Here is a 26,577-nt window from a genome sequence, read left to right on the forward strand (position 1 = left end):
ACCGCCGCCGGAGGATCCCCCGACCCGGAGATGGGGGTATGCCGGATGCTCAAGGCGGCGAGGGCGGCGACGCTGGCGAGGGCCACGGCACCGGCCGGCACCGCGAGGCGTCGGAGCCGTCGCAGCGGGGCCGGGGCGGCGGTGACCGAGACCGGATTGGCCGAAGCGGGGTCGGCTGGCTGCGCGAGGGCGTCCAGCGCCGCCGCGATGTCTTCCGCGGGCAGGATCAGGGGCGCGGGGCGGCGCCCGAGATCGCGAAACGCCGCCTCGGCCTCGGCCCGCTCCGGTCCCTCGGGCAGCAGCACCGCGAGGCGCGCCCCCGGGGCTTCGGCGAGGAGGGCGCGGGAGCGCTCGATCTTGTCGAGCAGCGCGTAATCGCCGGACCGCACGGCGAGGTCGAGATCGACCGCGCCGGTCGCCCACAGGATCAGTTCGGCTGCCTCCGGCGTCGCGGCGAGCGGGTGGCCCCGCGCGGCCAGGGCATGGGCGAGGCAGACCGGTGCCTCCCACGAGCGGCCGGCATCGAAGGAGCCCGACAGGCGCAGCGCATGCGGTCGGCTGGCCCCGCCCGTCAGCCGGGCGAGCGGTCCGTCCGGGGCAGTGAGCCGGGCATAATCGGCCGACCAGGGGAGGGGGCGGTAGTCGCCGTCGGCGAAGGCGGCGGAGGCCGGCAGGCCGGGGCGGGGCGTCAGCGCGCGCAGGCACAGCGGGCCCGCGGTGGTGGGGATCACCACGAGGATCGCGGGCTTCATGCCGGAACGGTCCGGCGGGGCGCCGGCGGGGACGGGCGCCGCCTCACAACAGGAACACCGCGCAGGCCGGATCGCGCAGCATCCGGCCGAGCGCGTCCGCCTCCGGCACCGCCGGATCGAGGGCGAGCAGGATCGCGTCCCCGATCGGTGGGCCGAGGTCGAGCCGAACGGCCTCGTCGCCGAGCCAGACCTCGATGGTCCGGGGCATCGGCCCCTGCTCCACGCGCAGAACCAGCAGCGGCGGCGCGCCGGCCTCGCCCCCCAGGATCTCAAGGGCGAAGGGGCCGACTCGGCGCTGCAGGAGGCGGCCGTCGGACGCCGCCGCGGCCCGCGGCGCGTGGGCGAGCGCCTGGGCGCCGAGCATGGTGCGGTAGCGCCGGGCGGCGTCGGGGTCGGCGCGGATCGCCCGCACCACGGCGAGGTCGACCGGGCGGCCCGGCTCCCGGGTGGCGTGCGCCCAGAGCGCGGCGTGGCGGGGCTGGGCCGAGCGGTCTGCCAGGGCGGCCGCCCCCGGCGCCCGCATCAGGGCGCGGGCTGCGTGGAGTTCGGCGAGCAGTCGGGCCTCCTCGCTCACGCCGCGGCCTCCCCGGCATAGGCGGCCTTGAAGGCGTCGGCGAAGACCACTCGGTCGGCGACGAAGGCCGTTTCGAGCGGCTGTTGCCGGGCGAGCCCGTCGAGGGCGCGCGCCAGCCGTCCGGTCTCCTCGGCGACGCGCAGGAGGGCGGCCTCCACGGCGGCGAAGCCCAGGGCGAGGCCGTCACGGTCGTCGAAACCGGCCCGCCGCACCCGGCGCAGATCGGCCTCCGCCGCCTCGAGCACGGCGCGCGTCTCCGGGGACAGCCCGGCGCGCTCGGTGAGACGGAGTGCGGCGGCGATGCGCAGCATCCGGTCGAGATGCGCGGCGAGGGCCTGCGTTCGCTCCCGCAGGAGAGTGTAGCTCTCGGCCTCGGAGCAGGCGGCCCGCTCGGCGATGTCGGGGCCGCCGCCGCCCCGGCGCAGGCGGTTGGCGATCCCCGACTGCACCCGGCCGAAGCTCGCCGCCCGCAGGGTCGTCAGCGGGCGCGTGCGGTGGAACGGCTCCAGGCGCAGGAAGTCGACGAGATCCGCGCGCTCGGCTCCGGTGAGGATCTTGGGGCTGTCCGGCCAGTCGGCGAGCAGGCCCGCGACGGCTTCGGCGGGCTCGGCGGCGGCGAGGTCGGCCATGGCGGCGTCGAGGCGCTCCTCCCAGCCGTCATGGGCGTCGAGGGAGGCGGGGGCGGAGAGCCCGTCCAGGCCGCGGGCGAGCTGCGCGCCCGCCTCGAAGGTCACGAAATGCTCGGCAACGGTGCGGAAGCCCGGCCGCTCGCCGGCCCGCATCTCGGCCTGCCAGAACGCCAGGATGTCGGCATCGCCGAAGGCCCGGCGCCCGCCGAGGAAACTCAAGAGCGCGCGGAAGCGCCGTTCCATCGATGCCAGCGGCAGATGCGCGGTGCGGTAGGCGGTCAGATGCCGAGAAAGCCGCTTGGCCAGGAAGGCCGCGCCCTCCGGGTCGGGGGAAGCGGCCAGTTCGTCGAGCCAGCCGGCGAGGGTCGCGAACTGTGCCAGATCCTCGGCCGTCAGCACGAACTCGGCGAGCGCCAGAAGCCGCGCCAGCCCGGTCCAGCTCGTGCGCCACGCCTCGCCCAGCCGGGGGCCGCGGGCATCGGCGTCGGCGCGCCCGGCGAAGCGGGCCTCGAGCGCGGCCGGGGAGGCGAGGCCGGGATCGAGGGCGAGGGTGACGAGGTCGCGCCCGTCACGGGCCTGCGCCGCCCGCGCCAGGGCCGCGAGGGCGTGAGCGACGTCCCAGAGCGGCTTGTCACGGTTCGGGCGCACGGCCCCGGTGACGACGCGGGCGAGCCACGCGCGATCGGTGCGGGAGAGGTCGCGGCCCTCGCCGACACCCGCGAGGTCGGCCGCGCAGCGCTCGTCATATCCGCCGGTCATGCGCCTCCTGAGATCGGACTCCCGCCCAACCTCTTGTGATTCCTCGATTCGTCGTATCGATACCCCGAGCCCGGCCATCCGTCACCCTCCGCCCCTCCCGTCCCCCATCCCTCCTGGGCCGGTCAGAGGCCGATCCGGGCGGCGATGGGTGAGACAGGGGCGATGGCGATCGGTTGCGATCCCCGAGGGCCCGTCAGCGAACCACGATCCGCGCCGCGGCCTCGGTCACGCCCGGCGTCGCCCGGATCTTTTCCAGGAGGTCGAGCACTTCGGGAGGCTGCAGAAGCTTGGCCTCCGCGTCGGCGCCGGGGGCCGCCGCGAGCCAGCGCCCGGCGAGGTCCGGCGGCAGGCCGCCCTCGACGCCGAAACAGGCGAACAGGTTCTCGAACGGCGCGCCGGCGACGATCTCGTCGAGTCCGTAGCCGCGCGGATAGCGCTGCGCCTCGCCGGCTTTCAGGGGGGCGAGGGAGGCGGCGTTGCCGCGCACCGGCAGGGCGACGAAGGCGGTCTCGTCGGGGGCGACCACCCAGCAATAGAGGGCCTGCTGGGCCCGCGACTCGATGCGCATCTCCAGGCGCTGCCCCGCCGCGAAGGGCGTCGCGGTGGCGGCGACCGTGAGCCGCCCGCCATCGGTCCGCGCGGTGGCCGCGAGATGATCGAGGAAGGGCCGCGGGGTCGGATCGCAGCCGAGCCCCCCGATGCCGATGCGCCGCCGCCCCGTCGGGGCCAGCACCGCGCCGTCGCGCTCGAATTCCAGCTCCAGCCAGGCCTGACGGTCGCGGCCCGGACCCTGTTCCGGCAGGAAACGCCCGCGGGCGGTGAGGGGGCCGGTGCAGGCGGTGCCCGGCGGGCGGCGGCGCACGTCGAGGCGGGCGCCCTTCAGGATCCGGTTGGCCGAGCGAGCCTCGGCGTCGAGGGCGATGAGGAGGCGGTCGGTCAGCACGCCCGCGCAGGTCGAGTGGCCGCCCTCGGCCACGAAGGGGCAGACCTCGATCGCGCTCGCGCTCGGCGCGGCCTGCCCGAGGGCCTTCACCGCGCCCTCCATCACCGCGTCCACATCGGCCACGCCGGCCCCGACCCGGATCGGCACGATCATCGGCTCGCTCGTCGCCTTGCAGGCGGCGGAGCGGGTGATGGCCTGAAGCCGCAGCGCGGCGGTCTCGCCGGCCCGGCGGGGCTCCACCAGGAAGACGCTGGCATCGCCCGCGAAGGCCTGGCGGATCTGCGCCTCGGCCTCGGGCCCGGACAGACCGGTCGTGCCCTCGCGCAGGGCCTTGATCCGCACCACGTCGGCGGCGGCCGCGAGCCGGACCCGGCCGGTCGCCTGCAGCCGGCTCTCGACCGCGAGGCGCACCTCCTCGGCCTGTTCCCGCGAGAGCGCGGTCTGGCCCGGCTCGACGCCGATGACCGCGAGGGTCAGGTCGCTCCGTCCGGCGCAGGCCGCGACCGCGTCGAGGAAGGGGGCGAGGGTCGCGCTGGCGGGGTCGGCGTGGGCCGGGGCGGCGAACGCGGTCACGGCCAATAAGAGCGCGGCCGGCCACCGCCGGCTCCCCCCGGCGGGGGAGGGGGCAGCAAGCGCCACCCGGGTGGGCCCTCGTCTCCGGCGCCCCCTCATTCCGCTTCGTTCGCCCGAGCGTACTGGTCCAGCGCCCGCACGAAGACCGGGTTGAAGCGTCCGTCGAGGGCTCCCGAATAGTAGTCCGCCTCCTTCACCGCGCGTTGCACGGTGCGGATCGTCTCGGGCTTCAGCTTCTGGGACGCGGTGTCGGTGGCCGAGACCGAGGCCGCGCCGAGCTCGCCCTTCTTGAGGGCGCGCAGCACCATGTCGGCGGAGCGCACCCCCGGGAAATAGCGGCCGAAGCCGTTGTCGATCAGCGTCGCCATCGTCGCCATGGCGACGGGGTCGCCCTTGTCGGCGGCCCGCCGGAACAGGTCGAAGCCCCGGGTCAGATCCTTCGGGAAGCCGTAGGCGCCGGTGGCGTAATGCGGCACCAGCTTCGAGATCGAGGCCACGTCGCCGCCCTCCACCGCGCGCTTGTAGAGCGCCACGGCGGCCGCCTCGTCCCGCGGGATGCCGTTGCCGTATTCGAGCATCCGGGCGGCGTTGGCGAGGGCCACCACATTGCCGGCCTCGCCCGCCTGTCGGTAGAGCCGGAACGCCTCGGGCTGCTGGCGCTTCACGCCCTGGCCGTTCTCGTAGAGCGTGGCGAGGTTGTTCATCGCCGAGACGCTGCCGGCCTTGGCCGCCCGATCGTAGGCCCCGAACGCATCCTTGAAGCGGTCGGCCCGGTCGTAGGCGCGGCCGAGCTGGTAGGAGAGGCGGCGCAATTGCGGGTAGGCGGCCGACGCTGCGCGGCAGGCTTCGATGGCGGCGGACGCCTCGATGCGCCCGAGCTTCACCCCGCTCACGCCGCTCGGCCGGTCCGGGTCGTCGGTGCCGGCGGCGAGCTCATCGCAGCGCTTCACCCGCGGATCGGTGCTCGGGTTCGTGCCGCCGAGATAGCCCTCCGCGAGGCCGCGATAGGCGCAGACCTCGCCGCAGGAATCGAGATAGGCCTGATATTGCCGCGCCGCGCCGAACTTCGCCCAGTTCTCCTGGTCGATCGTCGCCGCGTCCCGGCGGCGCCCGGCGAGCAGGCGGTCCATTGCCTGGGGCCGGTAGGCGCAGGTCTCGCCGCAGGTGCCGACATAGGTCTCGAACGCGTCGCGGGTCCCGAGGGCCTCGGCGCGCCGCCAGGCCGCCTCGTCGCGCAGGGTCGCGACGCCCTTGGCCACCGCCTCGATCGGCAGGGCGGCCTTGAGGACGATGGGCGCGTCGTCGATCTCCGGCAGCTGCTCGCGGCCGGAGGCGCGGCGGGCCGCCTCCTCGACCTCGGTGCGGAGGTAGCGCTTCAGCTCCGACCACTGCACCTGCCCGTCGCCGTCGCCCTGCCGCTCCTTCGCGTCGGCGAGCCCCGACACGCCCATCAGGAAGCGGCTGGTGAGGAGGCCGAGCCGGTTGGCCTCGTCCCAATTGGCGGGGGTCGCCCCGGAGGTCGCCACCACCCGGACGATCCCGCTCTCCGCCTTCGGCCGGGCCGGGGCGAAGCCCGGGGCCGAGACCGCGAGCAGGCTCTCGCCCTTGCGCCCGGTCTCGCCGGTGAAGCAGGCATCGACCATCACGACGAGCTGGCGCTCCGCCCCGATCTTGCGCTTCACCAGATCGAGGTTGCGATAGAGCGTCTCCAGGGAATAGCCGCTCTCGCCCTGGTTCGGGTTGCCGTCCTCCGGCAGCAGGAACGGCTGCTGGGTGGCGAGATCCGGCACGCCGTGGCCGGAATAGTAGACGAAGACGTTGGAGCGGCCCTCGCGCACGCTGCGCCAGAGGCGGCCCGATTGCGGGTTGCGCTCGGTGCCGAAGGCCTGGTTGAACTCGTTGAGCGTCGCGTCTCTCAGGACGAAGACGTTGCTCTCGCGATAGCCCAGGCGCTCGATCAGGTAGGCCCAGATCGCGTCGGCGTCGTTGTGGGCGTAATCGACCGGCACGGTCTGCTTGTAGCTGCGGTTGCCGATCACCACCGCCACGGACTCGGCGTTGTCGGCGAAGGGAGCCGGGTCGGGGGCGGCCCGGGCCATCGGAATCAAGAGGGCCGACCAGAGCAGCGCGGCAACGATGCGGGCGATCCGCCGCGCGGCGGGGATCGTGGCCTCGATCGGCATGGGCGTCCTCCTCCCGGCTCGCGGGCCGGGATCGATTTCCTCGAAACGGGGTGCGCCCGGCGGTCGGGCGCGGCGACAGGGTTAGCCGCGCGGGCCTCGGGAAACAACGCCGTCCCGAGCCGCAGGCGCGTGGGGGACGGGCCGTCCGGATCCCGCGGCGCCCTGGGGCGCGTCTCGCCTCACCCTCCGGCGAGGAGGGCGAGCACGAGGCTGAGGGCGGCGAGGTGGAGGGGCGAGAGGGTGGTGAGCAGCATCGCGCGGGCCCTCACGGCAGGTAGAGGCCGTGGCCGCAGCGGCGCACGCGCCGTGCCTCGACATAGCCGGTCGCGCGGTTGAACACGTCGACGGTGCGGTAGAGGCAGTATCGGCCCGAGTTGCGGCCGTTGTAGGTGACGCCGCCATTGTCGAGATCGACGCCGATGAATTCCTGTTGGCCGCGCGGCGGGGCGGCCTCCTGGGCAAAGGCGGCCTCTTGGGCGAGGACGGGGCCTGCGGCGCCGAGCAGGCCGGCGCCGGCGAGGACGAGGATCATCATCTTGGTCATGTCGCGTCTCCCTGGGGGGCGGCGCCTCGCCGCCCTCGACAGGGGCATGGGAGCGACAGACCGGATTCTGCGGGGCCGGGCCGAACAAATTTTTCGCGGCGCTCCCCCTTGGGGGGCGAAGCCCGCCGCCCGCCGCGATGGAGGGGCCGACCGCAAGGGGGCGCGGCGCAGGTTCTTTGTGATGGGGGCGGGCGCTGGCCCGGTCCGATCGGGCAGGGGCTCAGCGGATTGGAGCGGGCGGCTCGACCGTCCGGCAGAGGGACGCGGCGGCAATCAACGCCGCCGCGACAGGGGCCACGCCGCGGGAGCCCGCGGCCACCGGTGGCCTTCGTCGGATCGTCAGACTGCGAGCTGGATGTAGACGTCGGCGATCAGCTTCTGGATGAAGAGCAGCAGCAGGATCAGGATGACCGGCGAGATATCGACGCCGCCGAGATTGGGCAGGAGATTGCGGATCGGGCGCAGCACCGGCTCGGTGACCCGGTAGAGGAACTCGCCGATCTGCGAGACGATCGGATTGCGCACGTTCACGACGTTGAACGCCACGAGCCAACTCAGCACCGCGCTCGCGATGAGGACGTAGATGTAGAGCTGGATGACGGTGTTGATGAGCCAGAGCAGGGCGTTCATGCGGGAGATACCGGTCCTCATCGCCCGCGCTCGCGTCCGGCGCGGGGTGCGCGGGAGCGGCGGGACATTTCCGGAATTGACAGGCTGAAGCGGACAAGCCTACAAGGCCCCCGCCTCGGGACGGGGCTGTAGCTCAGATGGGAGAGCGCCGCAATCGCACTGCGGAGGTCAGGGGTTCGATTCCCCTCAGCTCCACCAGGTTTTCCCTTCGTGGGAAACCGAATGGTGGTAATGGCTTAGATGTCTAAGCCTGAGGTTTTCAGCATCGAGGGGCCCAGCGCCCTGGCCGTTTTCGGCCCGCTCGGACGCCCAAAGTAGTCAACGATTTCCTCGGATTCTCACTCCGATGCGATGCGCCGTGCGGTCGGCTGATCGGGCTCCGGAGGGCGGTCCACCGGGGCCTGTCGCGGCGGCGCGCTCGGCTGGCCCTCGGGGGCGAGTTCAAGGGGCGCGCCATCGTCCTGGCGGCCGCGATCGCCATCCTCGGGCCGGCCGCCTGGACGGCGCTGCATCGGGTCTCCCCCGGCCCCTGGATTGCTGCCGGGTTCGCCGTGCTGTTCGTGCTGTTGCTGCTCAAGATCGGCGATGAATCGGGCCATGAATTCTTCGACTTCCGGTTCTGATCGGGTGCCGTCGCCCTCCGCCTCGGTGTCGTGGTCGCGGTTCATCGCGGTGTTCGCCGTGGTGGCCCTGGGGACGTCCCTCGTCCTGTGGGCCTTTGCGATCGTGATGGATCCGTATGGGCTGCGGGCGGGGCCGCAGCATCCGCCCACCACCATCATGGATATCAATCAGCGCTACATGTATCCGCAGCTGGCGCGCGGCGGGCAGTTCGAATCCGCGGTGTTCGGGACATCCACCATTCGATTGCTGAACCCCGAACAACTGAATGCCCTCTTTCACGAGCGCTTCGTGAATTTCGGCATGAACGCGAGTACGCCTTGGGAGCAGAAACAGATCTTCGAGCTGTTCTTGCGCCATATGCCCAACCCGAAAACCCTGGTGCTGGGGCTCGATCTGTCCTGGTGCTCCGAGACGGCGGACCGTCCCGACCAGCGCCTCACCTTCCGCTCGTTCCCGGCATGGATGTATCAACCGGAGGAGGCGAACCGGTTGGGCAACTACGCGCACCTGTTCAATTTCCGGACGGTCGAAATCGCGGCTCGGGTGGCGCTCAACGGAGCCGGTGTCATGCCGGAGCGGATACGCGGGGACGGCTACGAGGTGTTCGTTCCGCCCGACAGCCGGTACGACCTGGAGAAGGCGCGTGCCTACATCTGGGGTGGCGGGCCGGCGAGGCTGACTCCCGTCGAGCCGCCGGTCGTCCTCTCCGACAAGGACGAGGACCGTCTCGCCTTTCCTGCCCTGGGTTGGCTCGACGGGATGCTCGATCGCGTGCCGCCCAGCGCCAAGGTGATCCTCGCCTTTCCCCCGGTCCATGTCGCGGTCCAGCCCCGGCCCGGCTCGGAGGCGGCCGCCCAGGAGAAGGCGTGCAAGCGGCGGATCACGGAGGTCGCCCGTCGGCACCGCGCGCTCGTGGTCGATTTCCGCTATCCCTCCCCGGTCACCACCGACGACGCGAATTACTGGGACCCCCTGCATCATCGCCTGGGCATCGCCCAGCGCTTCACCCGGGCCCTTCACAGCGCCTGTGCCGGCACGCAGCAGGACGCGGACGACTTTTTCAAAGTCCTCTCCGACCCTGGCACGCCCTGCCTGTGACGTGACGGAGGGGCTGCGCGCCGAGCCCGGCAGGACGCTCCGGTTCGGGGCCCTCGGCCCTGAACCCGGACCGACCGAAGGGCGGGGTCCACGCCGGAGGCCCGGCCTTCCCCCGCCGCGCCGAACCCACCGGACCTTCAGCGTTCCTCGGCCCCCAGCACCAGGCGCAGGGACCGGGCCAGCTCGTCGCGGCGATAGGGCTTGTTGAGCACCGGAAGCTCGCCGCGCCCGATCACTTGGCCGTCGTCGAGATTGGCCACGTATCCGGAGGTGAGCAGCACCTTGATGCCCGGCCGGAGCCCTTGCGCTTCGGCGGCGAGCTGCGAGCCGTTCATGCCGCCGGGCATGACGACGTCCGAGAACAGGATATCGATGCGCTCCACCCCTTTGAGGTGCTCCAGGGCCTCGGCGGCGTGGCGGGCGACGATGACCCGGTAGCGCAACTCCTCCAGGCTCTCGACCGCCATGCCGAGCACCTGCTCGTCGTCCTCGACCAGCAGAACCGTCTCACCGTCGCCCGCCCGGCGCAGCGGAATCGCACTGACGGGCCCACCCCCCGCCTCCTCCCCGGCGGGATCGGTCGAGCGCGGGAAGTACAGGCTGACCGTCGTGCCCCGTCCGACCTCGGACGCGATCTGCGCGAAGCCCTTGGCGCTGCGCGTGAAGCCATAGACCTGGGAGAGGCCGAGGCCCGTGCCCTTGCCGACCTCCTTGGTGGTGAAGAAGGGCTCGAAAATCCGCCCGAGGAGCTCCGGCGGGATGCCGCTGCCGGTGTCGCTGACCGATACCACCACGTAGGGACCGGGCGGCACGCCCTTGTCGGCGACGTCGGCCGTGCCGAGGCGGACATTGCGGCTCGTCACCGCGATGAGGGCGTGGCCGTCGCGGCCCTCCATCGCGTCGCGGGCGTTGACGATCAGGTTCAGGACCGCGGCCTCGAACTGGGCCGGATCGATGCGGATCGGGTCGAGGGCCGGGTCGAGGTCGAAGGCCAGTTCGACCGCCGCGCCCGCGGCGCGCTCGGCCAGCGGTTTGAAGTCGAGCAGCAACCGGTTCGAATTGAGCGTCTGGGGCCGCAGCATCTGCCGTCGCGAGAAGGCGAGAAGCTGCTGCGTGAGCTGCTCGCCGCGGCGGGCCGCTCCCATGGCGGCCTCGGCCAGGCGCTTCACGCGGTCCACCTGCTCCGGGCGGCGCAGCATCATGTCGAGCCCGCCGACGATGACGGTGAGCAGATTGTTGAAGTCGTGGGCCACGCCGCCGGTCAGCTGCCCGATGGCCTCCATCTTCTGGGCCTGGCGGAGGGCTTCCTCCGTGAGGTGCTGGTCGGTGCGATCCATCAGGATGCCGGCGATCCGCAGGGCCTTGCCGGCCTCGTCGCGTTTCACCTGGCCCGACATGGCGATCCACCGGATGGTCTCGTCCACCCGCCGAATCCGGCATTCGAGGTCGAGCCGTCCTGTCTCGGCGACGGTGGCGAAGGCCGCCTCGGCGGCGCTCCGGTCCTCCTCGACGACATGCGCGAGGAAAATGTCCCGGTCCCAGTCCGGCCCGCCGCTGTCATAGCCGAAGACGGCATCGAAGCGGGGCGAGCGGCGCGAGGTGCCGGCGACGTAATCGACGTCCCACGAGGCCATGCCGGCGGCCTCGAGGGCGAAGGCGAGGGTCTCGCGGGCGGCCTCGACCTCGCTCGTGCGCTCCGTGATGCGCCGCTCCAGCCCCTCGTTGGCGCGCCTCAGCTGCTCCTGGGCCCGCTCGCGCTCCCGCAGGAACTCCCGAGCCTGGTACTGGCGCCGCCGCGCCCGCAGGGCCGAGGACACCGCGCTCGCGAGGGTCTCGACATTCACCGGGCGCTCCAGCAGCACCACGTTGCCGAGGCGGCCGAGCAGTCGGGAGGCTGTGCCCGAGCGGCGCGCCGCCTGACGGGTCGCCAGGACGATGAAGGGGAAGTCGGACCAGGCCGGCTGCGTGTCGAGCCACGTGAACAGGGCCTCGGGCTCCGCCTCGGCGAGGGCCTCCTCGGTGACGAGGGCCGCGCCCGCGCCCGCCTGGAGGCAGGCCAACCACGCCGTCAGGTCGGGGCAGGCGAGGGCCTGCGTTCCCGCGCGGGCCAGAACCTGTTCGGTGACCGCGCCATCGCGGCCCCGCGGCGCCAGGATCAGGACGCGTTCCTCGTCCGGGTGCAACGCCGTCACCGCTCCCCGTCCCGGGCTGAGGCCTCGCCGGCCAGCAGCGCCATCTTTCCGCGGTAGGCGGGCAGGCCGGACAGCACGCCCTCGAAATCGTCGAGCGCCTCGCCGACCTGCAATCCCCGCGAGGAGAAGCGCAGCTCGCGGATGGTGCGCTCATGCGCATTGACCCGGCTTTTCACCACCGAGAGCGCGCCGCGGACCTGGCCCCTGGCCTCGAAGAAGCGGAACAGCAGGATGCAGTCGCTGAGATAGCTCAGGTCGACATCGGTCCGGATCTCGCCGACGACCCCGTGCTGGCCCAGCACCAACAGCGTCGTGACGCCCTGCTGGTTCAGGTAGTTCAGCAGCTCGTGCATCTGCAGGATCAGGAACTGTTCGCCCGGCATGGCGTGCAGGTAGGCGTTCAGACTGTCGACGACGACGAAGGTCGCGTTGCGCTCCTCGACGGCCTGCCGGGCCATGCTGGCGAACTCGCCCGGCGAGAGCTCCGCCGGATCGATCTGCGTGATCGTGAGCAGGCCCGACGCCAAATGGGGGCTCAGGTCCATGCCGAGAGTCTTGGAGCGCGTGAGCAGCGTCCCGAGCCCCTCGTCAAACAGGTAGTAGGTCGCGGCCTCGCCGCGCTCCAGGGCGGTGAGCATGCAGCGGATGGCGGTCGTGGTCTTGCCGATGCCCGAGGGCCCGAGCAGCAGCGCGTTGGTTCCCGGCACAAGGCCGCCGCCGAGCAGCAGGTCGAGCTCGGCCGAGCCGGTCGATTTCCCGGTCGGATCGAAGGTCGAGCGGTGCTCGGCCGCGACCAGGCGCGGAAACACCCGGATGCCGCCCGTCTCCAGCACGAAGTCGTGGTAGCCGCCGCGGAACTTAATGCCGCGCATCTTCACGATGCGCAGCCGGCGCCGTTCGGGGCCGTATTCGCGGGGGGCCTGATCGAGGGACACCACCCCGTGGGCGATGCTGTGGAGCTGCACATCCCCCGTCTCGGAGGTCTTGTCGTCGAGCATCAGCACGGTGCAGGCACGCTTGGCGAAGAAGCGCTTGAGCGCCAGGATCTGGCGTCTGTACCGCAGTTGATTCTGGGCCAGCAGGCGCAGCTCCGACAGACTGTCGAACACCACCCGGTCGGGCTTCAGGTCGTCGACCCGGGCGATGACCTCCTTCACGGTCTCGCCGAGCTCGATCTCGGAAGGGTGCAGGATCGACTGCTCGCTGTCCGGGTCGAGGCCCATCTCGTCGACGAGCTCGTAGACGTCGACGCCGTCGAGGCTCCAGCCATGGGTCGCCGCGGCGGCCCGCAATTCATCGGTCGTCTCGGACAGGGTGACGTAGAGGACGCGCTCGCCGCATTCCACGCCTTGCTTGAGGAACTGAAGCGCCATCGTCGTCTTGCCGGTTCCGGGCGTGCCCTCCAGCAGGTAGAGCCGGCTTGGGGTCAGGCCGCCGCAGAGGACATTGTCGAGGCCGGCCACGCCGGTCGAGATCCGGGGTGCCCCGCCTGTCGTGGGACTCGTCGCAGGCTCGGTCATCGGCTCGATGAGCCTCCTTGTCGTGGGGCTGACCCCGGCAAGGGGCCAAATTAGCCTCATGCCAAATTGTTGTCAGCGTATGCGATAACGCATGGTGGGGACGGGTCGGTTCATGACGCCCGCTGGAATGCGGTTTGAGGTCACGCGGAACCGCGCCCGCGCGTAGGCGGGCGGGCCCGCTGGCCAGCCGGCCGCTGCCCCCGGCGCGGCCGTGGCGTCGAGCACCGCGAAACGGGTCCGCCAACCCGTCGTCGACCCCGCGTCGGCCATCGATGGCGGCCAGCACGCGGTGAGTGGTGCCCAAGAACCGAGACGGCGCCTGCCGGCATTCCGCGGGTGTTCTGTTTCGCGTTGATGTTGCGCGTCTGTTGCAGACGAGAAAACGCGCGGCGTCGAAGCAATCATCACGTGACGAAGGCTCAATAGGTCTCGGTCCATCACCGGTGGGCCGACGCCGCACAGCCTCGCACCCTCGGGCCCGACGATTCGGAGCACGGCCGTGCAGACCTCCAAACGACGGTTCCTCACAGCCCTCGCGGCGCTTCCGGTCGCCGTCCTGGCCACGCCCGGCACCGCCCGCACCGTCGCCCCCGCGTCGAAGCCGCGCGTCGCCGGCACGGCCGCCGACCAGGAAAGCCCGGATGTCGCCGGCATTGCGGGGGCCCGCTTCCCGGCCGATCGCAGCGATGCCTTCCGGGCGGCCCTCGGGACGGCCCCGATTCTCGCGGACCTGCCCTGGCTCGCGCTCTCCACCGGCGGCGACAACGGCGCCTTCGGGGCCGGCCTGCTCACGGGCTGGACGGAGGCCGGCACGCGCCCGCGTTTCGGCGTGGTCACCGGTGTCAGCACCGGCGCCTTGATCGCCCCCTTCGCCTTCCTCGGCCCACGCTGGGACACGCCCTTGCGCGAGGCCTACACCACCATCACGGCGGCCGACGTGTTCGAGATCGGCAGTACCGAGACGAGCCTGCTCGACACGTGGCCGCTCGCCAAGCTGGTCGCCCGCTACGTCACCCCGGATCTGCTCGCGGCCGTGGCGGCCGAGCATGCCACCGGCCGCCGCCTGTTCGTGCTCACCACCAATCTCGACACCGGGCGGCCGGTCGCCTGGAACCTCGGCGCGATCGCCGCCCGGGCGGACGGGGCGGCGTTGGCCCTGTTCCGCCAGGTGCTGCTCGCCTCCGGCAGCATCCCTGGCCTGTTCCCGCCGGTGCCGATCGCGGTCTCCGCCAATGGCCGGGTCGTCCAGGAGCTGCATGCCGATGGAGGCATCACCGCGCCCTTCTACGTCGCCCCCGAAAGCCTCCTCGCGGGCGAGGCGGCGAGCCTGCCGGCGCGGGAGATCTGCGTGATCGTCAACAACCGCCTCGCGCCGGAATTCCTGACGACCGAGCGCACGCTGATGTCGGTTCTCGGCAACGCGCTCTCCGCCGCGGTCAAGGCCGGCACGCGGGCCGCCCTGCAGATCCATGCGGGCTTTGCCCGGGAGCGGGGCATCCTGCTGCGGGAGGCGACCATCGACGCGGGCTTCAAGGCCCCGTCCTCCGCGCCCTTCGATCCCGGAACGATGCGGGCCCTCTTCGCCCATGCCCACCGTCGGGCGCAGGCGGGGGCGACCTTCGACGCGAAGCCGATGGCGCGCCTCGCCGAGAACCCCTGAACGCGAAGCCGACCCCAGGGAGAACCACCATGCCAGGGAGAACCACCATGCGCAGCCCCGTCTTCCCGTCGCTTGCCGCCCTCGTCCTCATCCTCGGCGCCGGTCCCGCCCTGGCGGCCAAACTGAGCAAGACCGATGCCTATGACGGCCGCTGGAGCATCGAGGTGATCACCGAGCAGGGCAGCTGCGACCGGGCCTACCGCTACGGAATCCGGATCGAGGGCGGCGAGACCCGCTACGAGGGGGGCACCGATTTCACCGTGTCCGGCCACGTCGCCCGCAACGGTGCCGTCAAGGGCAGCATCGCCCGCGGCGAGGCCCGCGCCGACGTGATCGGCACCCTGTCCGGCGACACCGGAGCCGGCACATGGACCACCAACGGCCCGTCGCCCTGCCGGGGCAACTGGAATGCCGAGCGCCGCAGCTGAGACGGCGGGCTTCCCGGGCCCAGGCCGGGATGGGGCGGGTGGTGGGGCGTGCTTCAGGGAAGCCGTGCCCTCGCGCCTCCCGGATCTCGCGATCCTCGCGCCTGCGGCCGCCCCGGCACGGTTCGAGCGGCCCTCACCCCGTTCGTCAGGTCCGGACGCGGTGAGCGCTCCCGGCGACGAGGCACCTTCGGCATCCGCCGTGCGGCGCCACTGCGCGCCCAATCCTTACGGATTCACGTTTCAAGATGTCTTTCGACGATCCACGAACACTCGACGGGCGCAGCCTCCTCGCGCTGTTGGCCGCAACCCTGGCGTGGTCGGCCATGGGCCTCACGCCGGGCGCGGCGGTCGAGCGGAACCAGGCGGACCGGCTCGGCCCCTTGCTCGACCGGAGCGGTCCCGCGGGGCTCTGCTATCAGCGAAGCTACGATCGCGAGCACCTGATGCGTCACCCGGGACAGACGATCGCCGCGATGACCGTGCTGTTGAAGTCCGCCGTGCCGGCCGATGCGGCCGGGCGGTCGTTCACCCTCCTCACCGAGATCGCGCTTCGACGGGAGCCGGACCGACGCTACGGGATGGCCACCTGCTGGTGGGAGGCGGGGGCCAACGTGTTGGACGGGCGCAAGCGGGCGCTCCCGTTCCTCGCGAGCGATGACGCGACGCGCTGCATGGCGAGCGTCGATGCGAACAGTGCGGAGGAGGCCGGCGAACTGGTCCTGGGCCACCAGGGCGAGGCGCTCGTCCTCTTCAACGGCTTCTCCCAGATGCGGTCCGGCCGATCCGGGGCCCGTGTCATGCGGGATGTCGCCTTCGGCCACGAGGACCGAATCCTGAGACTGGGCCGGGTCGATCCGACGGCGTGCGCCGGGATCGAGCGCGCCCTCGCCGAACCGGTCAGGGCCCAGAATCGATGACGCTTCGACGGACGGCCGATGGGGTGGGCCTGTGGTTGGCGGCTGTGATGGCCGGCCTGATCGCGACATCCCGCGTCGACGCGGCGGAATGCCCGATCGGACCGGAGCGCGACGCGATCGTGCAGCGCATCGGGCAAGCCTCCGGATGTCTTGAAGCCTCTCGATGGGCGCAGGACTGTGCGATGGGCGCGAGCGGCGATGTCAGCCTCGCCGCGGCCGTGACGGAGGTCTGCGAGCGGGACTTTCGGGCAGGCCTCGATCGGTGGGGCCGTGCGGCCTATGACCGGCAGCGAGCCGCGTGCCGGCGTCAGTATCGGCACGCGGACGGGAGCATGTCCCGATCGTTCGAGGCCTTCTGCGAAGCGCGCGTGTCGGAGCGTTTCGCCCGGGCTGCCGAGGCGCGGAGGCGACGGTGAGGCGACGCGCGCATGGACCAGGCCGGCGCGCGATCGCCGTCGTGGCTCTGGGGATGTGCTTGGCTGTGTCCGCGGCACGCCCGAGCCATGCCGAAACCTTGGACGCGCTGGTCGCGCGGGTGGAGGGCGTGTCGCTCGGCCGCTGCATCCTTTCCCCGGCGCCGCTCCTCGCGGGAACGGTTCATGCCGTCATCCCGGCGCGGTTCGAGGACCCGGCGATCTGGACGACGCGAACCTTGCTCCTCGTCGGCGTGGACGCGGATGCCTCGGTCCGAGGGCAGCGGGCGCTCGCTCTCCCCCAGCCGGTGCCACCGCGCGAGGTCGTGAGCCTGCGATGTGCGGGGAGAAGGCTCGACCTTCGCCTGCCGCGAGCGATCCTGTCCTTCGATTGGGATGGCGACAGGCTCAGGCCCGGGACGCCATCACGGCCCTGACGAGCTGGAGGGTCGTCCCGGAGGTCCCATCACACGCGCTCCGGATCGGCATCCGCGATCATCCAGACCTCACCCTCGTAGGTCACGACGAGCCGGCTCGCGTCGAGGGCGTCGGGCTCCCGCATGCATTCGTGGAAGCCTCGCTCGACGAAGCCCGGTGGGATCCGCAGCCCGAATTCGTCGGACAACCGATGCTCCGGCGGGCGCGGCGACCATTGCTGGCGCGGATGCGTCCGAACCGTGAAATGGCGGAAATAGTCCGGGTCCGGAAACAGGCAGATTTGGCTCATGAACAGATCGGGCCGGCAGATCAGCGCGGCCACCCGCATCTGCGCTTTGGCCGGGGGGCGTGCGGCGCTCAAGGACGCGGCCCCGTCGATCAAGGCCTGGGCGCATCGCGTCCGGATCGGAAACGGATCGTGACTCGTCGATGGGTCCGTCAGCGCCTGATCCACGGGCAGGTGCCAGTGGATATGGCGGCGTGGTGCGTCGATCTCCGGAAACGCATGTTCGAACGACCGTGCCCATTGTTCGACGGCGCGGAGCTGATGCTCGACAGTGTCCGCCGACATCTGGGGGGCGAGGCTCAAGCGGCGGCTCATGCGTACGATCCATCGATTCCATCGTCACGATGTTCTCGCTAATGGTTTCGATGTTGGACGTGCGTGGAAACACAGTCTTCCGCGTCGATCCTCGTAGGGTCCGTGTCGATCTCCACAGCGTTCTGTTGCCATCTCAAGAGGGGACCGGTCGCATGTCGATCCGACGACGTCTCGTGTGCATCATCCCCGTCCTCTGCGCGGCGGGGATGCCCGCTCTCGCCCAGCCGCCCGAACCGGCGCCCCCGGCCGCGGCGACGAGCGAGGACGAGGACGCCGAGCGCCCGGCCCGGGCCGCGTCGCGCCTCGGCATCGCGCGGGCCCCCTATCCCGCGGTCGTGAAGCGGGCCGTCGATGCGGGGCGCAAGGCCTGCCGCGACGCCGGGGGCAAGCACTTTTTGGCGCGCCCCGGTCTCGTCCGCACGGGCGACCTGACCGGGGATGGGCGCCCCGACTTCGTGGTGGATTTCCGGGAGGCGCGCTGTCCGGAACGGCTAACGCTGTTCAGCGGCACCGGCGGCTGGGACGTGGACATCTTCGCGGCGCGCCCCGCAGGAGGGCCGATCCGGATCTTCTCGGGCCGCGTCCTCGACTACGCGTTGGTCGATGACCGCAAGGGTCTGGCGATGCGCTTCCAGATTCACGGCAGCTACTGCGACCGGGCCGGAACGGATCCGTGCGTCCGGCAACGCCGCCTGACGACGCGGCCGTTCGCATTCCGCGAACGATGATGGGCGGGGAGGACATGGCATGCATCCGAGGACGATGATGGTGGCCTGTGCGGTCACTCTCCTCCCCACTGCGGCTTCGGCGGAGAGCTGGACGGTCGCGCGTGGGGGATCGGCCCGCTACGGCCTGATCAGCGAGGTCTGCCGAACCGTCGGTGATGTGCCGACCTGCCTCGCCCTGGCCTGCCGCGGCGGGGCGCTGGACCTCGTGAGCGTCGCGGGCGGCGGTGGTCCGATGGAAGGCAAGACCACGCTTCGGTTCGGGGAGCGCTCCGCTCACGTGTCCTTCGTCTATGATCCGAAAGCCGTCGATCGGATGGGCATCGCTGCCGCGCGCGCCCGGGTGTCCTCCGGCCTGATCGATGCCCTGGCACGGGCGGACAGGGTCGAACTCAGCACGTCGGGGGCCGGGGAACGATACGCGCACCGATTTACTCTGCGTGGATTGTCCCAGCACGTGTCCCGCGCGCGCGCGGCGTGCCCCGACGGCAGATCTCCGGCGCGCTGATTTGGGGAATGATCGTGAACGTGGTCCGCGGGTGCAACATCCGCGGCATGCGCCGCCGGTCTCGTCAGGCTCTCGTTGGCCGATTGAGGGCCGTTGCCAGCGAGCGGCCGAGTGCCGCGCCGTCGCAAGGCTTCCGGAAAACGTCCCAGGCGCCCGCTTCCAGGGCGCGGGCACGCACCGCCTCCGTGAGGAGCCCGGTGACGACAATGACCGGTACGGACCGGCCTGCGTTTCGGAGCGCGTGCTGAAGGTCGGTGCCGTCCATGCCGGGCATCTGCATGTCGGTGATCACGCAAGAGGTCTCGTCAGCCACGCCCGCACGCAGAAAATCGATTGCCGAGGAATAGCCCCGGGTCACGTATCCCAGGGAGCGCACCAGACCGCTCATGGCCTCACGGACCGAAGCGTCGTCGTCGACGATAGCGATCACAGGTGAATTGATCATCGACAAAACTTCGAGTTTTCAACGTGTTTCAGTTGTGGGCGCCCCAGCCGGCTGCCTCATATGGAGCCAACTTCCTCAAAATCAAATCATACAGAGGTTTATCCGCGCGCGATCGATCGCGCGAGGCCGAGAGTCTCGGCCATCCGGACAAGATCGGCCAACGAGTTCGCCTTCATTTTTTTCATGACGTTGCCCCGGTGAATCTTCACCGTGATCTCGCTGAGGCCCAACTGCCCAGCCACCTGCTTGTTCATCAGGCCGGCGGTCACGCCGCCCATCACCTCCCGCTCGCGGGCCGTCAGACTCTCGTAGAGCGTCTCGAGCTCCCGCGCCCCCGCCTGCTCGCGCCGCCGGTCGGTGTCGCGCGCGAGGGCCACGGCCACGGCATCCAGCATATCCTGGTCGCGAAAGGGCTTCGGCAGGAAGTCGATGGCGCCGGCCTTCATGGCGCGCACCGACATCGGGATGTCGCCATGTCCCGTCATCAGAACGGCCGGGAGTTCGATCCCGAAGTCCCGGAGCTTGTCCTGAAGATCGAGCCCGCTGAGGCCCGGCAAGCGCACGTCGACGACGAGACAACCCGGTCCATCCGATTGGAACGTTTCGATCAGCTCGGTCGCCGAACCGTAGGTCGCGGTGCGCAGGCCGACGGAGCGCAGGAGGCTCGCCAACGCCTCGCGGATCGACGCGTCGTCATCGACGATGTGGACCGTCGCCGGGGCTGCGTCGTCCCTCGGGTTGGATCGTATCATTCACCACCTCCGGGGACGGCCGGGATCCTGATGTGAAAGGCGGCGCCGGGCTCCGCGTGCCCCGAGACCCACAGCTGGCCGCCATGAGCCTCGATCGTTGAGCGGCAGATCGCGAGCCCCATCCCCATACCGCGGCGCTTGGTCGTGAAGAAGGGGCGGAACACCTCGTCGACCGTCTCGGGGGCGATCCCGTCCCCGCTGTCGATGACCGCGATCCGAATGTGCTCGTCGGATTCGCGCTCGGCCCGGAGGGTCAGAAGTCGGGGGCGGTGGCGGATCACGGTCATGGCCTGCATGGCGTTGACCATCAGGTTGATCATGACCTGTTGAAGTTCGACTCGGTTTCCGTAAACCCGCGGCAGGGACGGTTCGAAGTCACGCCTGAGGATGACGCGACTACGCGCGAGTTCCCTCTCCACGAGCCGGACCGCCTCGTCGATGGTTTCGGCAAGGTCGATCCGCTCGCGGCGTGCCGGTGCTTTCTTCAGGAAGGTTCTGATCCGAGAAACGATTTCGCCCGCGCGCATCGCATTCGCGGAGATGCGCGCGAGAGCCGCCGTCACCTCGCCGAGATCCGGCTCGTCGCGTTTCAGCCAGCGCAGGGCGGCATCGCCACTGGATGCGATGGCGGCGAGGGGCTGGTTGATCTCGTGCGCGATCGATGCCGTCAACTCGCCGAGCGTCGAAACGCGCGCCACGTGGGTGAGTTCCGTCTGCAGCGTGAGGAGCCGCTCTTGAGCCTGCTTGCGGCCCGAGACGTCGGTGTTCGTCTCCATCACCGGAGGCAGGCCTTTGCCGGTCTCAGGTTGAGGGGCCCAGCGGCTCTCGACCACGATCGTCTCGCCCGAGCGCTTGGTCTGCGCGAGTTCGCCTTCCCACCACCCCTGGCGCCTGAAATCGGCATCGATGGCGACACGGTCGGTGGGGAAAACCGTCGCGAGGAGTTCGTGTGAGACTTTTCCCAGTGCTTCCTCGCGGCGCCACCCGTACATCGCCTCGGCCGCTCGGTTCCAGAAGGTGATGATGTCGTTGCGATCCCGCACGATGATGGCATCGTGGGTGAGTTCGACGAGATTGGCCTTCTCCGCCAAGGCCGCCGCGGCGCGTTGGTTCTGAAGGACCAAAGCCGCGGCGATCCCAATCGCGACGAGGCTCACGAAACAGCGCAGCAACGGCGATCCGGCCGGTGCGAGTCCATGCGCGATCAGGTATCCCGCCGCGGTCAGGATCAAACATCCTGCCGCCGTCGCGATGATCCCGGTTCGTTCACAGGCGCGCGCCACAAGCAGGATCACGACGACATAGAGCACCGCGACGGCGCTCTCGAGGCTCGTGAGGGCGTCGATGACGAAGATGCCTGCGGCGAGAGCGAGTGCCAGCAGGCCAAGACCCATGCCTCGGTCGAAGCGACCGCGCGGCGTACCCGTTGTTGAAGGAGGCTCTGAATCGGTTGAAGACAATAGAGGCATTGATGGTTTGCGAGATTGTGCCGACGTCCGGGGTCAAGGTCTCGATACCACGATTCGTGCGTCGAACGCGGATTGTCCTTGGGCTCTCTTAGAGCTGACGCACCGGACGACGCGCGTCCACATACCTTCGTATGCCCTCTTCGTCCGAGAGTGTGTCTGAGATATACATCGAAACGATTTCATTGGTGCTCCCTCCTCGGCATGATCAATACACCGAAACGAAGGAGAGCGTCATGACCAAGCGCATCACCACCCTTTCCGCCGCCATCCTCAGCGTCAGCCTTGGCTTCGCCGCAAGCCCTGTGCTTGCTCAAACGACGGGCGTCGAACACGGTGCCGCCCACCGGACCACGGACGGAGCGACGAGCCCCCGCAGCGCGATGCTCGGTTACAACAGCATCGTCGCCGGCGCGCGCGTCTACAGCAACGACGACGCGTCCGCCGCCGCCGGCAACGCCGAGCAGCCCGAGCGGCTCGTCCCGCAGTTCGGCCAGGAGTGAACCTCCCGGCCCGCTCGCATCCCGTGAGCCCGCGATTGACGCGACGGTGGGGAAAGCCTCTCGTTGTGTCGGTCCGGGGTCCCGCGACGGGCACCGGTAGGGGCGGCGTCGTGCGAAGCGATCGCGCGAATCCGCCGGCGCTGGGTCGGCCCGGTTTCGTGGGCCGAGCCGCCCCAGACCCCGCCGCATCTGTGGCGTTGATCCGCGTGGTGGTCCGGAGTCTATGCAAGTCTTCGGGCACCCCGTTCCGCCACGACACGATCGCTCTGCCTTCTCGCCCGATCTCCGTCAGAGACGGCGACGCGCCCTTTGCAGCGTCCCTCGAAGCGGGCTCGGGTAAGGTCCGCTTGCCGGCATGCAGATCCGCGCACCGAGCGACTGGGATGGGCCGAACGCACGAGGTCCGCCTCTGAGCGAGCCGCTCGGCGACATCGACCCAATGCGGTCGACCTGTTCGGATCTCGATCAGCCTCTCTGTCTTGCCGCGACCACCATCGAGTCACTGCCGCACCGCTCGGCTCGCAAAGATCATTGTCTCACGAATTCGATCAGTTCGGCGTTGAGAACGTCGGCATGGACCGTCAGCATGCCATGCGGATAGCCGGGATAGGTCTTCAGCGTCCCGTTCTTCAGAAGCGTGATCGACTTGAGCGCCGCGGCGGCGATCGGCACGATCTGATCGTCTTCGCCATGCAGGACCAGCGTCGGTACGGTCATCGCTTTGAGATCGTCGGTCTGATCGCTTTCCGAGAAGGCCTTGATCCCCTCGTAATGCGCTTGTGCGCTGCCCATCATGCCCTGCCGCCACCAGTTCTGGATCACCCCCGGAAGCACCGTCGCGCCAGGTCGGTTGAAACCGTAGAAGGGGCCGCTCGGGACATCGAGGAAGAATTGCGCGCGGTTGTCCGCGAGCGCTTTGCGGAAGCCGTCGAAGACCTCGATCGGCAGGCCTTCCGGATTGGCCTCGGTCTTGAGCATGAGCGGCGGCACGGCGCTCACGAGAACCGCCTTGGCAACGCGCCCCTGCGGCTGGCCGTGCCGGGCGACATAGCGTGCCACCTCCCCGCCGCCGGTCGAGTGGCCGATATGGACGGCGTTCCGGAGGTCGAGATGCTCCGCCACGGCGGAGGCGTCCGCCGCATAATGGTCCATGTCGTGCCCGTCCGAGACTTGCGCGGAACGGCCGTGACCGCGGCGGTCATGCGCGACGACGCGATAGCCGTTCCGGACGAAGAACAGCATCTGCGCGTCCCAGTCGTCCGAAGAGAGCGGCCAGCCGTGATGGAACATGATCGGCTGTGCGTCCTTCGGACCCAGATCCTTGTAATAGATCTCCGTGCCGTCCCGCGTCGTAATGGTGGCCATATCGCTCCCCGAGCCAAAATCCGAATCCGTTCGGGCCTAGGGCATCGCGCCTGCGACCGCTTGCACGATTGCGTCGCGATTGTGCGGCTGCCGCGCCGATCGCAGGGGGGCTGACCGCTGCTCGAGCCCGTGCCGAAGGGCGTCTCGGATGGATCGGCCGAACCGCGTCAGCGCCGCCTCGTGGCGGCGATGCCGTGGCCGACGGCGTTCACCCCGCCGACCGGCAAAGCCGCATCAGGGGGCTCCGACAAACGGCTTGGCCGCAACTGATGTCGATACTCGCCGTGTGCATCACTGGGGCGGTCATCGATGCGTATCGGCCGCAAGACCGTCTCGAGACGAGACCCGGTGCCTTTACCGAAGACCGGAAGCAATCTCTAACATGAATACGGGCGAGCCCCGAGCACGGAGGTCAGGCAACGCTCGAACTGGTCCGCCTCGAACGGCTTTGCACAATAAGCGAAGGCTCCGAGCGCGAGCGCCCGCTCGCGGGCGGCCTCGCTCGGATAGGCCGTCATCACCATGACGGGAAGATGCGGCCGTTGACCGCCCAGAATCCTCAGGAGATCGAGCCCGCTCAGGCCGGGCATCTGCACATCCGTCACCACGAACGCGATATCGGCCTCGTTGAGCTTGGCGAGCAGCGGAGCCGCACCGTCGAACACCAACGCCTCGTATCCGAGCGCCCGCGTGAGACGATCGAGCGCCGCGCGGATCGCGGGATCGTCGTCCACAATGGCGACGACGGGCCTGCGCGCCTTCACGTCAGTCATGGGCCAGCGGCAGCATGAAGTGGAACGCGGCGCCCCCTGTCGGGGCGACGTCGACCCAGATGTCGCCCCCATGCGCATCGATGAGGTTCCGACAGATGGCCAAACCCATCCCCATTCCGCCAACCTTGGTGGAGTGGAAGGGTTCAAAGATCCGTGCACGCCGTTCGGGCTCGATGCCGGGACCCGTGTCGGCGACCTCGACCTCCACGGAAGCGGCGGTCCGGTGGATGCCGATCATGATGTCCTTCGGGCCCGGGCCGTCCGCCATGGCCTGGGCGGCATTGACTAGCAGGTTGACGAAGATCTGTTGAATCTGGATCAGATCCGCCGGAACGGGCGGAATTCCCTCCTCGGTGGCGAGATGGATGGCGGCGCCGTGGGCGCGGATCTCGCGCTCCACGAGAAGGTTCGCGTCCCGCGCCGCCTGGACGAGATCGATCGGGGCGACGATGCGCGGTGCGTTGCCGAGATAGGAGCGCGTCCGTGCCACGACATCGCGGGCGCGCGTGGCCGAAGCGACCACGTCGTCGAGCGCGAGGGAGGCCTCGAGCGTGTCCGGCTCAGGTCGGCGCAGCCAGCGCAAGGCCGCCTGGGCGTTGGCCACGATGGCGGCCAGGGGTGAGTTGACCTCGTGGGCGATGGAGGCGCTGAGCGCCCCGACGGTGATGATCCGCGAGGTCCGGGCGAGTTCCGTGTCCGCGGCGGCGAGATGGGCCTGGGCGCGTTTGAAGGCCGTGACGTCGAGCGACGAGACGATCACATCGGAGAACGCCGCGCGTTCCTGCGGCAGCGTCGCGGTGAACAGCACGTCGCGCTCGCGTCCATCGGCGCTCATGATGTGGGCTTCCGAGCGAAAAAATCGGTCGCCTCGGCCGAATGCGACGAGCCACTGCACGAAGGTCTGGTCGGTGTCGGGCAGCAGGCGATCGAGCGAACCGAGATAGGCATCCTTGCTCGCCGCGCCGGTCTCCTCAAGGGTGAACGCGTTCACATCGGTGATGATGACCTTGGCCCGCAGAGCGCGGAGTTCGTCGGGGTGATTGGCGAAATGGCATTCGAGGTCGACGATGCCGTCCCGGCGCAGGGCCATGACGGCATCGGCGACGGCGGTCCAATCCTCGCGCCAGATCGAGATGCCGGAGCGCTCGTAGATCGCCTCGAAGGCTTCCTCGGAACTCCGCCGGCCGCGCCGCAGCGCCTTGAGATGGGCCGTGACGGCCGCGGCGGCGAGAAGCGCCAGGATTCCGCAGAGGATCGGGAGGGGGCCGCTCAACGACGCGCCGGTCGAACCCGCCAGGAAGGCCAGGACGACGAGGATGCCGACCGTAAGCCCCGATGCGGCTAGATCCGCTGCGCCGGCCGTCGCGGAGCGGCGGGACGGCGGCGTCTGCATCCAGGCCGGAAGGCCGTCATCGCCGGCAAGAGGCTGGTGCAACGTCTGTGCGACGCTCGGCCAGCGCGAGAAAACCTGCCGCATGCCATCCATCCCATCGCGTCCGCTGAACCAGGGTGATCCACCGGCCCGGCGCCGATACGCTTGTATAATGGCGCGGCTCGGCCGCGAATTGCATGTTGTCGTCATGGACTTGTATCGGCACGGCATCATCAAGTTCCCGAATGCGGGGCTGCTCGCCTCGTCGCACGAGCGGGGTTGGACCGGCGTCGCGGCCGAGCTTCGCTCCCATCCCCCGGGGGATCTGCCGGCGATCGTGCCGACCCAGATGGAGATCACTCTGGCGACGCGGCGCAGTCCCGGCGCCTGGGTCAGCCGCAAGGGCGCAGGCGTGCGCCAGCAGACGGCCGTCGAGGCGGGGACGATTTGGCTGTGCCCCGTCGGGGTCGGCGAGGATGACATCAATATCTCGGCCCCGCTCACCGAGATCCTGCACATCTACCTGCCGGTCGATCGCTTCAAAGCCTTGGCGGAGCTGTACGGTGACCCCCGCATCCGCGCCGACACGGTGCGCTATCTAGCCGATGTCCAGGATCCCCTGGTCCGCCAGATCGCGGTGTCCATCCTGGGCGAACTCGTCGACGAGAGTTCGGCGGGACGCATGATGGTGGAGACCGCCGCTCTGACCCTGACCGCGCGGATCGCCCAGGCCTATGGGCACGACCGACCGGATGCGGCCGCCCCGTCTTCGGAGGAAGGCACCTGTCCCGACCGGATCCAGCGCGCGATCGCCTTCATCCACGATAACCTCGAGCACGATCTCTCGATTGCCGAACTGGCCGCCGTGGCATGCCTGAGCCCGTTTCACTTCGCCCGGATGTTCAAGCGCGTGACGGGACAGACGCCCTACGGCTACGTCAGCGCGGAGCGATTGGCCTGTGCTTGCCGGCTCCTGAGCGACCGCAAGACACCGATCCTCGACATCGCCCTGCGGTGCGGCTTCTCGAGTCAGGCTGCCTTCGGGACTGCGTTCAAGCGTGCCAAAGGCTCGACGCCGTCCGAGTATCGGAGGCTCTCGAGCTGAGCGCCGGATGGAGAAGCGCAAGATCGGCATAAATGGCAGCAATCTCAATAAATACTTAGCGCCTAAAGCGAAGCTATCGTTTGTC

26 protein-coding genes, 1 tRNA gene and 1 pseudogene are annotated in these 26,577 nt (G+C 70.1%); 11 read left to right on the top strand and 17 right to left on the bottom strand.

What is annotated here, in order from left to right; translation table 11 throughout:
- From LW587_RS24235 to LW587_RS12530, 7 genes and pseudogenes are all read right to left on the bottom strand, one after another.
- Positions 1 to 752, bottom strand: a pseudogene (locus LW587_RS24235) (hypothetical protein); the annotation flags it as partial.
- A gap of 43 nt (positions 753 to 795) precedes the next feature.
- Positions 796 to 1,326, bottom strand: a complete 531-nt coding sequence (locus tag LW587_RS12505; RefSeq protein ID WP_232629923.1) for a hypothetical protein — start codon at positions 1,324 to 1,326, stop codon at positions 796 to 798.
- Positions 1,323 to 2,714 (bottom strand): hypothetical protein, encoded by a 1,392-nt coding sequence (locus LW587_RS12510; RefSeq protein ID WP_232629924.1) that lies wholly within the window; start codon positions 2,712 to 2,714, stop codon positions 1,323 to 1,325. Before LW587_RS12510 ends, LW587_RS12505 begins: the two co-directional genes overlap by 4 nt.
- A 193-nt stretch (positions 2,715 to 2,907) precedes the next feature.
- A complete protein-coding gene (locus tag LW587_RS12515; RefSeq protein ID WP_232629925.1) occupies positions 2,908 to 4,230 on the bottom strand; it encodes a hypothetical protein in 1,323 nt (440 codons plus the stop codon).
- A 95-nt stretch (positions 4,231 to 4,325) separates the two neighbouring features.
- Positions 4,326 to 6,413 (bottom strand): caspase family protein, encoded by a 2,088-nt coding sequence (locus tag LW587_RS12520; protein WP_232629926.1) that lies wholly within the window; start codon positions 6,411 to 6,413, stop codon positions 4,326 to 4,328.
- A gap of 265 nt (positions 6,414 to 6,678) precedes the next feature.
- Positions 6,679 to 6,957 carry a hypothetical protein gene (locus LW587_RS12525; protein WP_232629927.1) on the bottom strand — a complete coding sequence of 93 codons (279 nt, stop codon included), beginning with the start codon at positions 6,955 to 6,957 and terminating at the stop codon, positions 6,679 to 6,681.
- A gap of 339 nt (positions 6,958 to 7,296) precedes the next feature.
- Entirely contained in the window at positions 7,297 to 7,587 is a 291-nt protein-coding gene (locus LW587_RS12530; protein ID WP_232629963.1) for a YggT family protein, read from the bottom strand.
- 122 nt (positions 7,588 to 7,709) lie between these two features.
- On the opposite strand from LW587_RS12530, the gene LW587_RS12535 reads away from it, so the two are divergent.
- A tRNA-Ala gene (locus LW587_RS12535) sits at positions 7,710 to 7,785 on the top strand.
- Between the two features lie 140 nt (positions 7,786 to 7,925).
- Here LW587_RS12535 and LW587_RS12540 read toward each other — a convergent pair.
- Positions 7,926 to 8,255, bottom strand: coding sequence for a hypothetical protein (locus LW587_RS12540; RefSeq protein ID WP_232629928.1), 330 nt, complete (start codon positions 8,253 to 8,255; stop codon positions 7,926 to 7,928).
- Between the two features lie 4 nt (positions 8,256 to 8,259).
- Here LW587_RS12540 and LW587_RS12545 point away from each other — a divergent pair, with 4 nt between their 5' ends.
- Complete coding sequence (locus LW587_RS12545; protein ID WP_232629929.1) at positions 8,260 to 9,309, top strand: hypothetical protein; 1,050 nt, start codon at positions 8,260 to 8,262, stop codon at positions 9,307 to 9,309.
- A 137-nt stretch (positions 9,310 to 9,446) separates the two neighbouring features.
- On the opposite strand, the gene LW587_RS12550 is transcribed toward LW587_RS12545, so the two are convergent.
- Positions 9,447 to 11,492 (bottom strand): PAS domain-containing hybrid sensor histidine kinase/response regulator, encoded by a 2,046-nt coding sequence (locus tag LW587_RS12550; protein ID WP_232629964.1) that lies wholly within the window; start codon positions 11,490 to 11,492, stop codon positions 9,447 to 9,449.
- A gap of 5 nt (positions 11,493 to 11,497) precedes the next feature.
- Positions 11,498 to 13,021 carry an ATPase domain-containing protein gene (locus LW587_RS12555; RefSeq protein WP_232629930.1) on the bottom strand — a complete coding sequence of 508 codons (1,524 nt, stop codon included), beginning with the start codon at positions 13,019 to 13,021 and terminating at the stop codon, positions 11,498 to 11,500.
- Positions 13,022 to 13,520: 499 nt separating this feature from the next.
- On the opposite strand from LW587_RS12555, the gene LW587_RS12560 reads away from it, so the two are divergent.
- The 5 genes from LW587_RS12560 to LW587_RS12580 all read left to right on the top strand — a co-directional run bounded on the left by LW587_RS12560 (position 13,521) and on the right by LW587_RS12580 (position 16,876).
- Positions 13,521 to 14,681: a patatin-like phospholipase family protein gene (locus LW587_RS12560; RefSeq protein ID WP_232629931.1), complete on the top strand. Its 1,161-nt coding sequence runs from the start codon at positions 13,521 to 13,523 to the stop codon at positions 14,679 to 14,681.
- 47 nt (positions 14,682 to 14,728) lie between these two features.
- Positions 14,729 to 15,109 carry a hypothetical protein gene (locus tag LW587_RS12565; protein WP_232629932.1) on the top strand — a complete coding sequence of 127 codons (381 nt, stop codon included), beginning with the start codon at positions 14,729 to 14,731 and terminating at the stop codon, positions 15,107 to 15,109.
- 245 nt (positions 15,110 to 15,354) lie between these two features.
- Positions 15,355 to 16,026: a hypothetical protein gene (locus LW587_RS12570; RefSeq protein WP_232629933.1), complete on the top strand. Its 672-nt coding sequence runs from the start codon at positions 15,355 to 15,357 to the stop codon at positions 16,024 to 16,026.
- Positions 16,027 to 16,073: 47 nt separating this feature from the next.
- A complete protein-coding gene (locus LW587_RS12575) occupies positions 16,074 to 16,442 on the top strand; it encodes a hypothetical protein (protein ID WP_232629934.1) in 369 nt (122 codons plus the stop codon).
- 98 nt (positions 16,443 to 16,540) lie between these two features.
- A complete protein-coding gene (locus tag LW587_RS12580; RefSeq protein ID WP_232629935.1) occupies positions 16,541 to 16,876 on the top strand; it encodes a hypothetical protein in 336 nt (111 codons plus the stop codon).
- 29 nt (positions 16,877 to 16,905) lie between these two features.
- Here the strand turns inward: LW587_RS12580 and LW587_RS12585 are convergent, their stop codons facing one another.
- Positions 16,906 to 17,478, bottom strand: coding sequence for a DUF3916 domain-containing protein (locus LW587_RS12585; RefSeq protein WP_232629936.1), 573 nt, complete (start codon positions 17,476 to 17,478; stop codon positions 16,906 to 16,908).
- A gap of 152 nt (positions 17,479 to 17,630) precedes the next feature.
- Here LW587_RS12585 and LW587_RS12590 point away from each other — a divergent pair, with 152 nt between their 5' ends.
- Complete coding sequence (locus tag LW587_RS12590) at positions 17,631 to 18,206, top strand: hypothetical protein (RefSeq protein ID WP_232629937.1); 576 nt, start codon at positions 17,631 to 17,633, stop codon at positions 18,204 to 18,206.
- A 19-nt stretch (positions 18,207 to 18,225) separates the two neighbouring features.
- The gene (locus LW587_RS12595; protein WP_232629938.1) at positions 18,226 to 18,711 is read left to right on the top strand and encodes a hypothetical protein; all 486 of its coding nucleotides are present in this window, start codon (positions 18,226 to 18,228) and stop codon (positions 18,709 to 18,711) included.
- A gap of 64 nt (positions 18,712 to 18,775) precedes the next feature.
- Here LW587_RS12595 and LW587_RS12600 read toward each other — a convergent pair whose 3' ends face one another.
- From LW587_RS12600 to LW587_RS12610, 3 genes are all read right to left on the bottom strand, one after another.
- The gene (locus tag LW587_RS12600; protein WP_232629965.1) at positions 18,776 to 19,156 is read right to left on the bottom strand and encodes a response regulator transcription factor; all 381 of its coding nucleotides are present in this window, start codon (positions 19,154 to 19,156) and stop codon (positions 18,776 to 18,778) included.
- 98 nt (positions 19,157 to 19,254) lie between these two features.
- Entirely contained in the window at positions 19,255 to 19,908 is a 654-nt protein-coding gene (locus LW587_RS12605) for a response regulator transcription factor (RefSeq protein WP_232629939.1), read from the bottom strand.
- Complete coding sequence (locus LW587_RS12610; RefSeq protein WP_232629940.1) at positions 19,905 to 21,302, bottom strand: sensor histidine kinase; 1,398 nt, start codon at positions 21,300 to 21,302, stop codon at positions 19,905 to 19,907. Before LW587_RS12610 ends, LW587_RS12605 begins: the two co-directional genes overlap by 4 nt.
- 308 nt (positions 21,303 to 21,610) lie before the next feature.
- Between LW587_RS12610 and LW587_RS12615 the strand changes: the two genes are divergently transcribed.
- Complete coding sequence (locus LW587_RS12615) at positions 21,611 to 21,877, top strand: hypothetical protein (protein WP_232629941.1); 267 nt, start codon at positions 21,611 to 21,613, stop codon at positions 21,875 to 21,877.
- A 528-nt stretch (positions 21,878 to 22,405) separates the two neighbouring features.
- Here LW587_RS12615 and LW587_RS12620 read toward each other — a convergent pair.
- The 3 genes from LW587_RS12620 to LW587_RS12630 all read right to left on the bottom strand — a co-directional run bounded on the left by LW587_RS12620 (position 22,406) and on the right by LW587_RS12630 (position 25,492).
- The gene (locus tag LW587_RS12620; RefSeq protein ID WP_232629942.1) at positions 22,406 to 23,242 is read right to left on the bottom strand and encodes an alpha/beta fold hydrolase; all 837 of its coding nucleotides are present in this window, start codon (positions 23,240 to 23,242) and stop codon (positions 22,406 to 22,408) included.
- A 377-nt stretch (positions 23,243 to 23,619) separates the two neighbouring features.
- Positions 23,620 to 24,015, bottom strand: a complete 396-nt coding sequence (locus tag LW587_RS12625; RefSeq protein WP_232629943.1) for a response regulator — start codon at positions 24,013 to 24,015, stop codon at positions 23,620 to 23,622.
- Positions 24,008 to 25,492 (bottom strand): sensor histidine kinase, encoded by a 1,485-nt coding sequence (locus LW587_RS12630; RefSeq protein WP_232629944.1) that lies wholly within the window; start codon positions 25,490 to 25,492, stop codon positions 24,008 to 24,010. The genes LW587_RS12625 and LW587_RS12630 overlap by 8 nt, the downstream gene beginning before the upstream one ends.
- 67 nt (positions 25,493 to 25,559) lie before the next feature.
- On the opposite strand from LW587_RS12630, the gene LW587_RS12635 reads away from it, so the two are divergent.
- On the top strand, positions 25,560 to 26,492 hold the full coding sequence (locus LW587_RS12635) for an AraC family transcriptional regulator (RefSeq protein ID WP_232629945.1): 933 nt from the start codon (positions 25,560 to 25,562) through the stop codon (positions 26,490 to 26,492).
- Positions 26,493 to 26,577 lie beyond the last annotated feature (85 nt).

It is taken from the genome of Methylobacterium sp. Leaf118, assembly GCF_920984675.1.
In the GTDB taxonomy this organism is placed as follows: Bacteria; Pseudomonadota; Alphaproteobacteria; order Rhizobiales; family Beijerinckiaceae; genus Methylobacterium.

Bases quoted from the DNA above. Each gene is read 5' to 3' on its own strand.
- LW587_RS12510 (WP_232629924.1), bottom strand. From the start codon at position 2,714: ATGACCGGCGGATATGACGAGCGCTGCGCGGCCGACCTCGCGGGTGTC.
- LW587_RS12520 (WP_232629926.1), bottom strand. From the start codon at position 6,413: ATGCCGATCGAGGCCACGATCCCCGCCGCGCGGCGGATCGCCCGCATC.
- LW587_RS12525 (WP_232629927.1), bottom strand. From the start codon at position 6,957: ATGACCAAGATGATGATCCTCGTCCTCGCCGGCGCCGGCCTGCTCGGC.
- LW587_RS12530 (WP_232629963.1), bottom strand. From the start codon at position 7,587: ATGAACGCCCTGCTCTGGCTCATCAACACCGTCATCCAGCTCTACATC.
- LW587_RS12540 (WP_232629928.1), bottom strand. From the start codon at position 8,255: ATGAACCGCGACCACGACACCGAGGCGGAGGGCGACGGCACCCGATCA.
- LW587_RS12555 (WP_232629930.1), bottom strand. From the start codon at position 13,021: ATGACCGAGCCTGCGACGAGTCCCACGACAGGCGGGGCACCCCGGATC.
- LW587_RS12565 (WP_232629932.1), top strand. From the start codon at position 14,729: ATGCGCAGCCCCGTCTTCCCGTCGCTTGCCGCCCTCGTCCTCATCCTC.
- LW587_RS12570 (WP_232629933.1), top strand. From the start codon at position 15,355: ATGTCTTTCGACGATCCACGAACACTCGACGGGCGCAGCCTCCTCGCG.
- LW587_RS12575 (WP_232629934.1), top strand. From the start codon at position 16,074: ATGGCCGGCCTGATCGCGACATCCCGCGTCGACGCGGCGGAATGCCCG.
- LW587_RS12585 (WP_232629936.1), bottom strand. From the start codon at position 17,478: ATGAGCCGCCGCTTGAGCCTCGCCCCCCAGATGTCGGCGGACACTGTC.
- LW587_RS12590 (WP_232629937.1), top strand. From the start codon at position 17,631: ATGTCGATCCGACGACGTCTCGTGTGCATCATCCCCGTCCTCTGCGCG.
- LW587_RS12595 (WP_232629938.1), top strand. From the start codon at position 18,226: ATGCATCCGAGGACGATGATGGTGGCCTGTGCGGTCACTCTCCTCCCC.
- LW587_RS12600 (WP_232629965.1), bottom strand. From the start codon at position 19,156: ATGATCAATTCACCTGTGATCGCTATCGTCGACGACGACGCTTCGGTC.
- LW587_RS12605 (WP_232629939.1), bottom strand. From the start codon at position 19,908: ATGATACGATCCAACCCGAGGGACGACGCAGCCCCGGCGACGGTCCAC.
- LW587_RS12610 (WP_232629940.1), bottom strand. From the start codon at position 21,302: ATGGGTCTTGGCCTGCTGGCACTCGCTCTCGCCGCAGGCATCTTCGTC.
- LW587_RS12615 (WP_232629941.1), top strand. From the start codon at position 21,611: ATGACCAAGCGCATCACCACCCTTTCCGCCGCCATCCTCAGCGTCAGC.
- LW587_RS12620 (WP_232629942.1), bottom strand. From the start codon at position 23,242: ATGGCCACCATTACGACGCGGGACGGCACGGAGATCTATTACAAGGAT.
- LW587_RS12625 (WP_232629943.1), bottom strand. From the start codon at position 24,015: ATGACTGACGTGAAGGCGCGCAGGCCCGTCGTCGCCATTGTGGACGAC.
- LW587_RS12630 (WP_232629944.1), bottom strand. From the start codon at position 25,492: ATGCGGCAGGTTTTCTCGCGCTGGCCGAGCGTCGCACAGACGTTGCAC.
- LW587_RS12635 (WP_232629945.1), top strand. From the start codon at position 25,560: ATGGCGCGGCTCGGCCGCGAATTGCATGTTGTCGTCATGGACTTGTAT.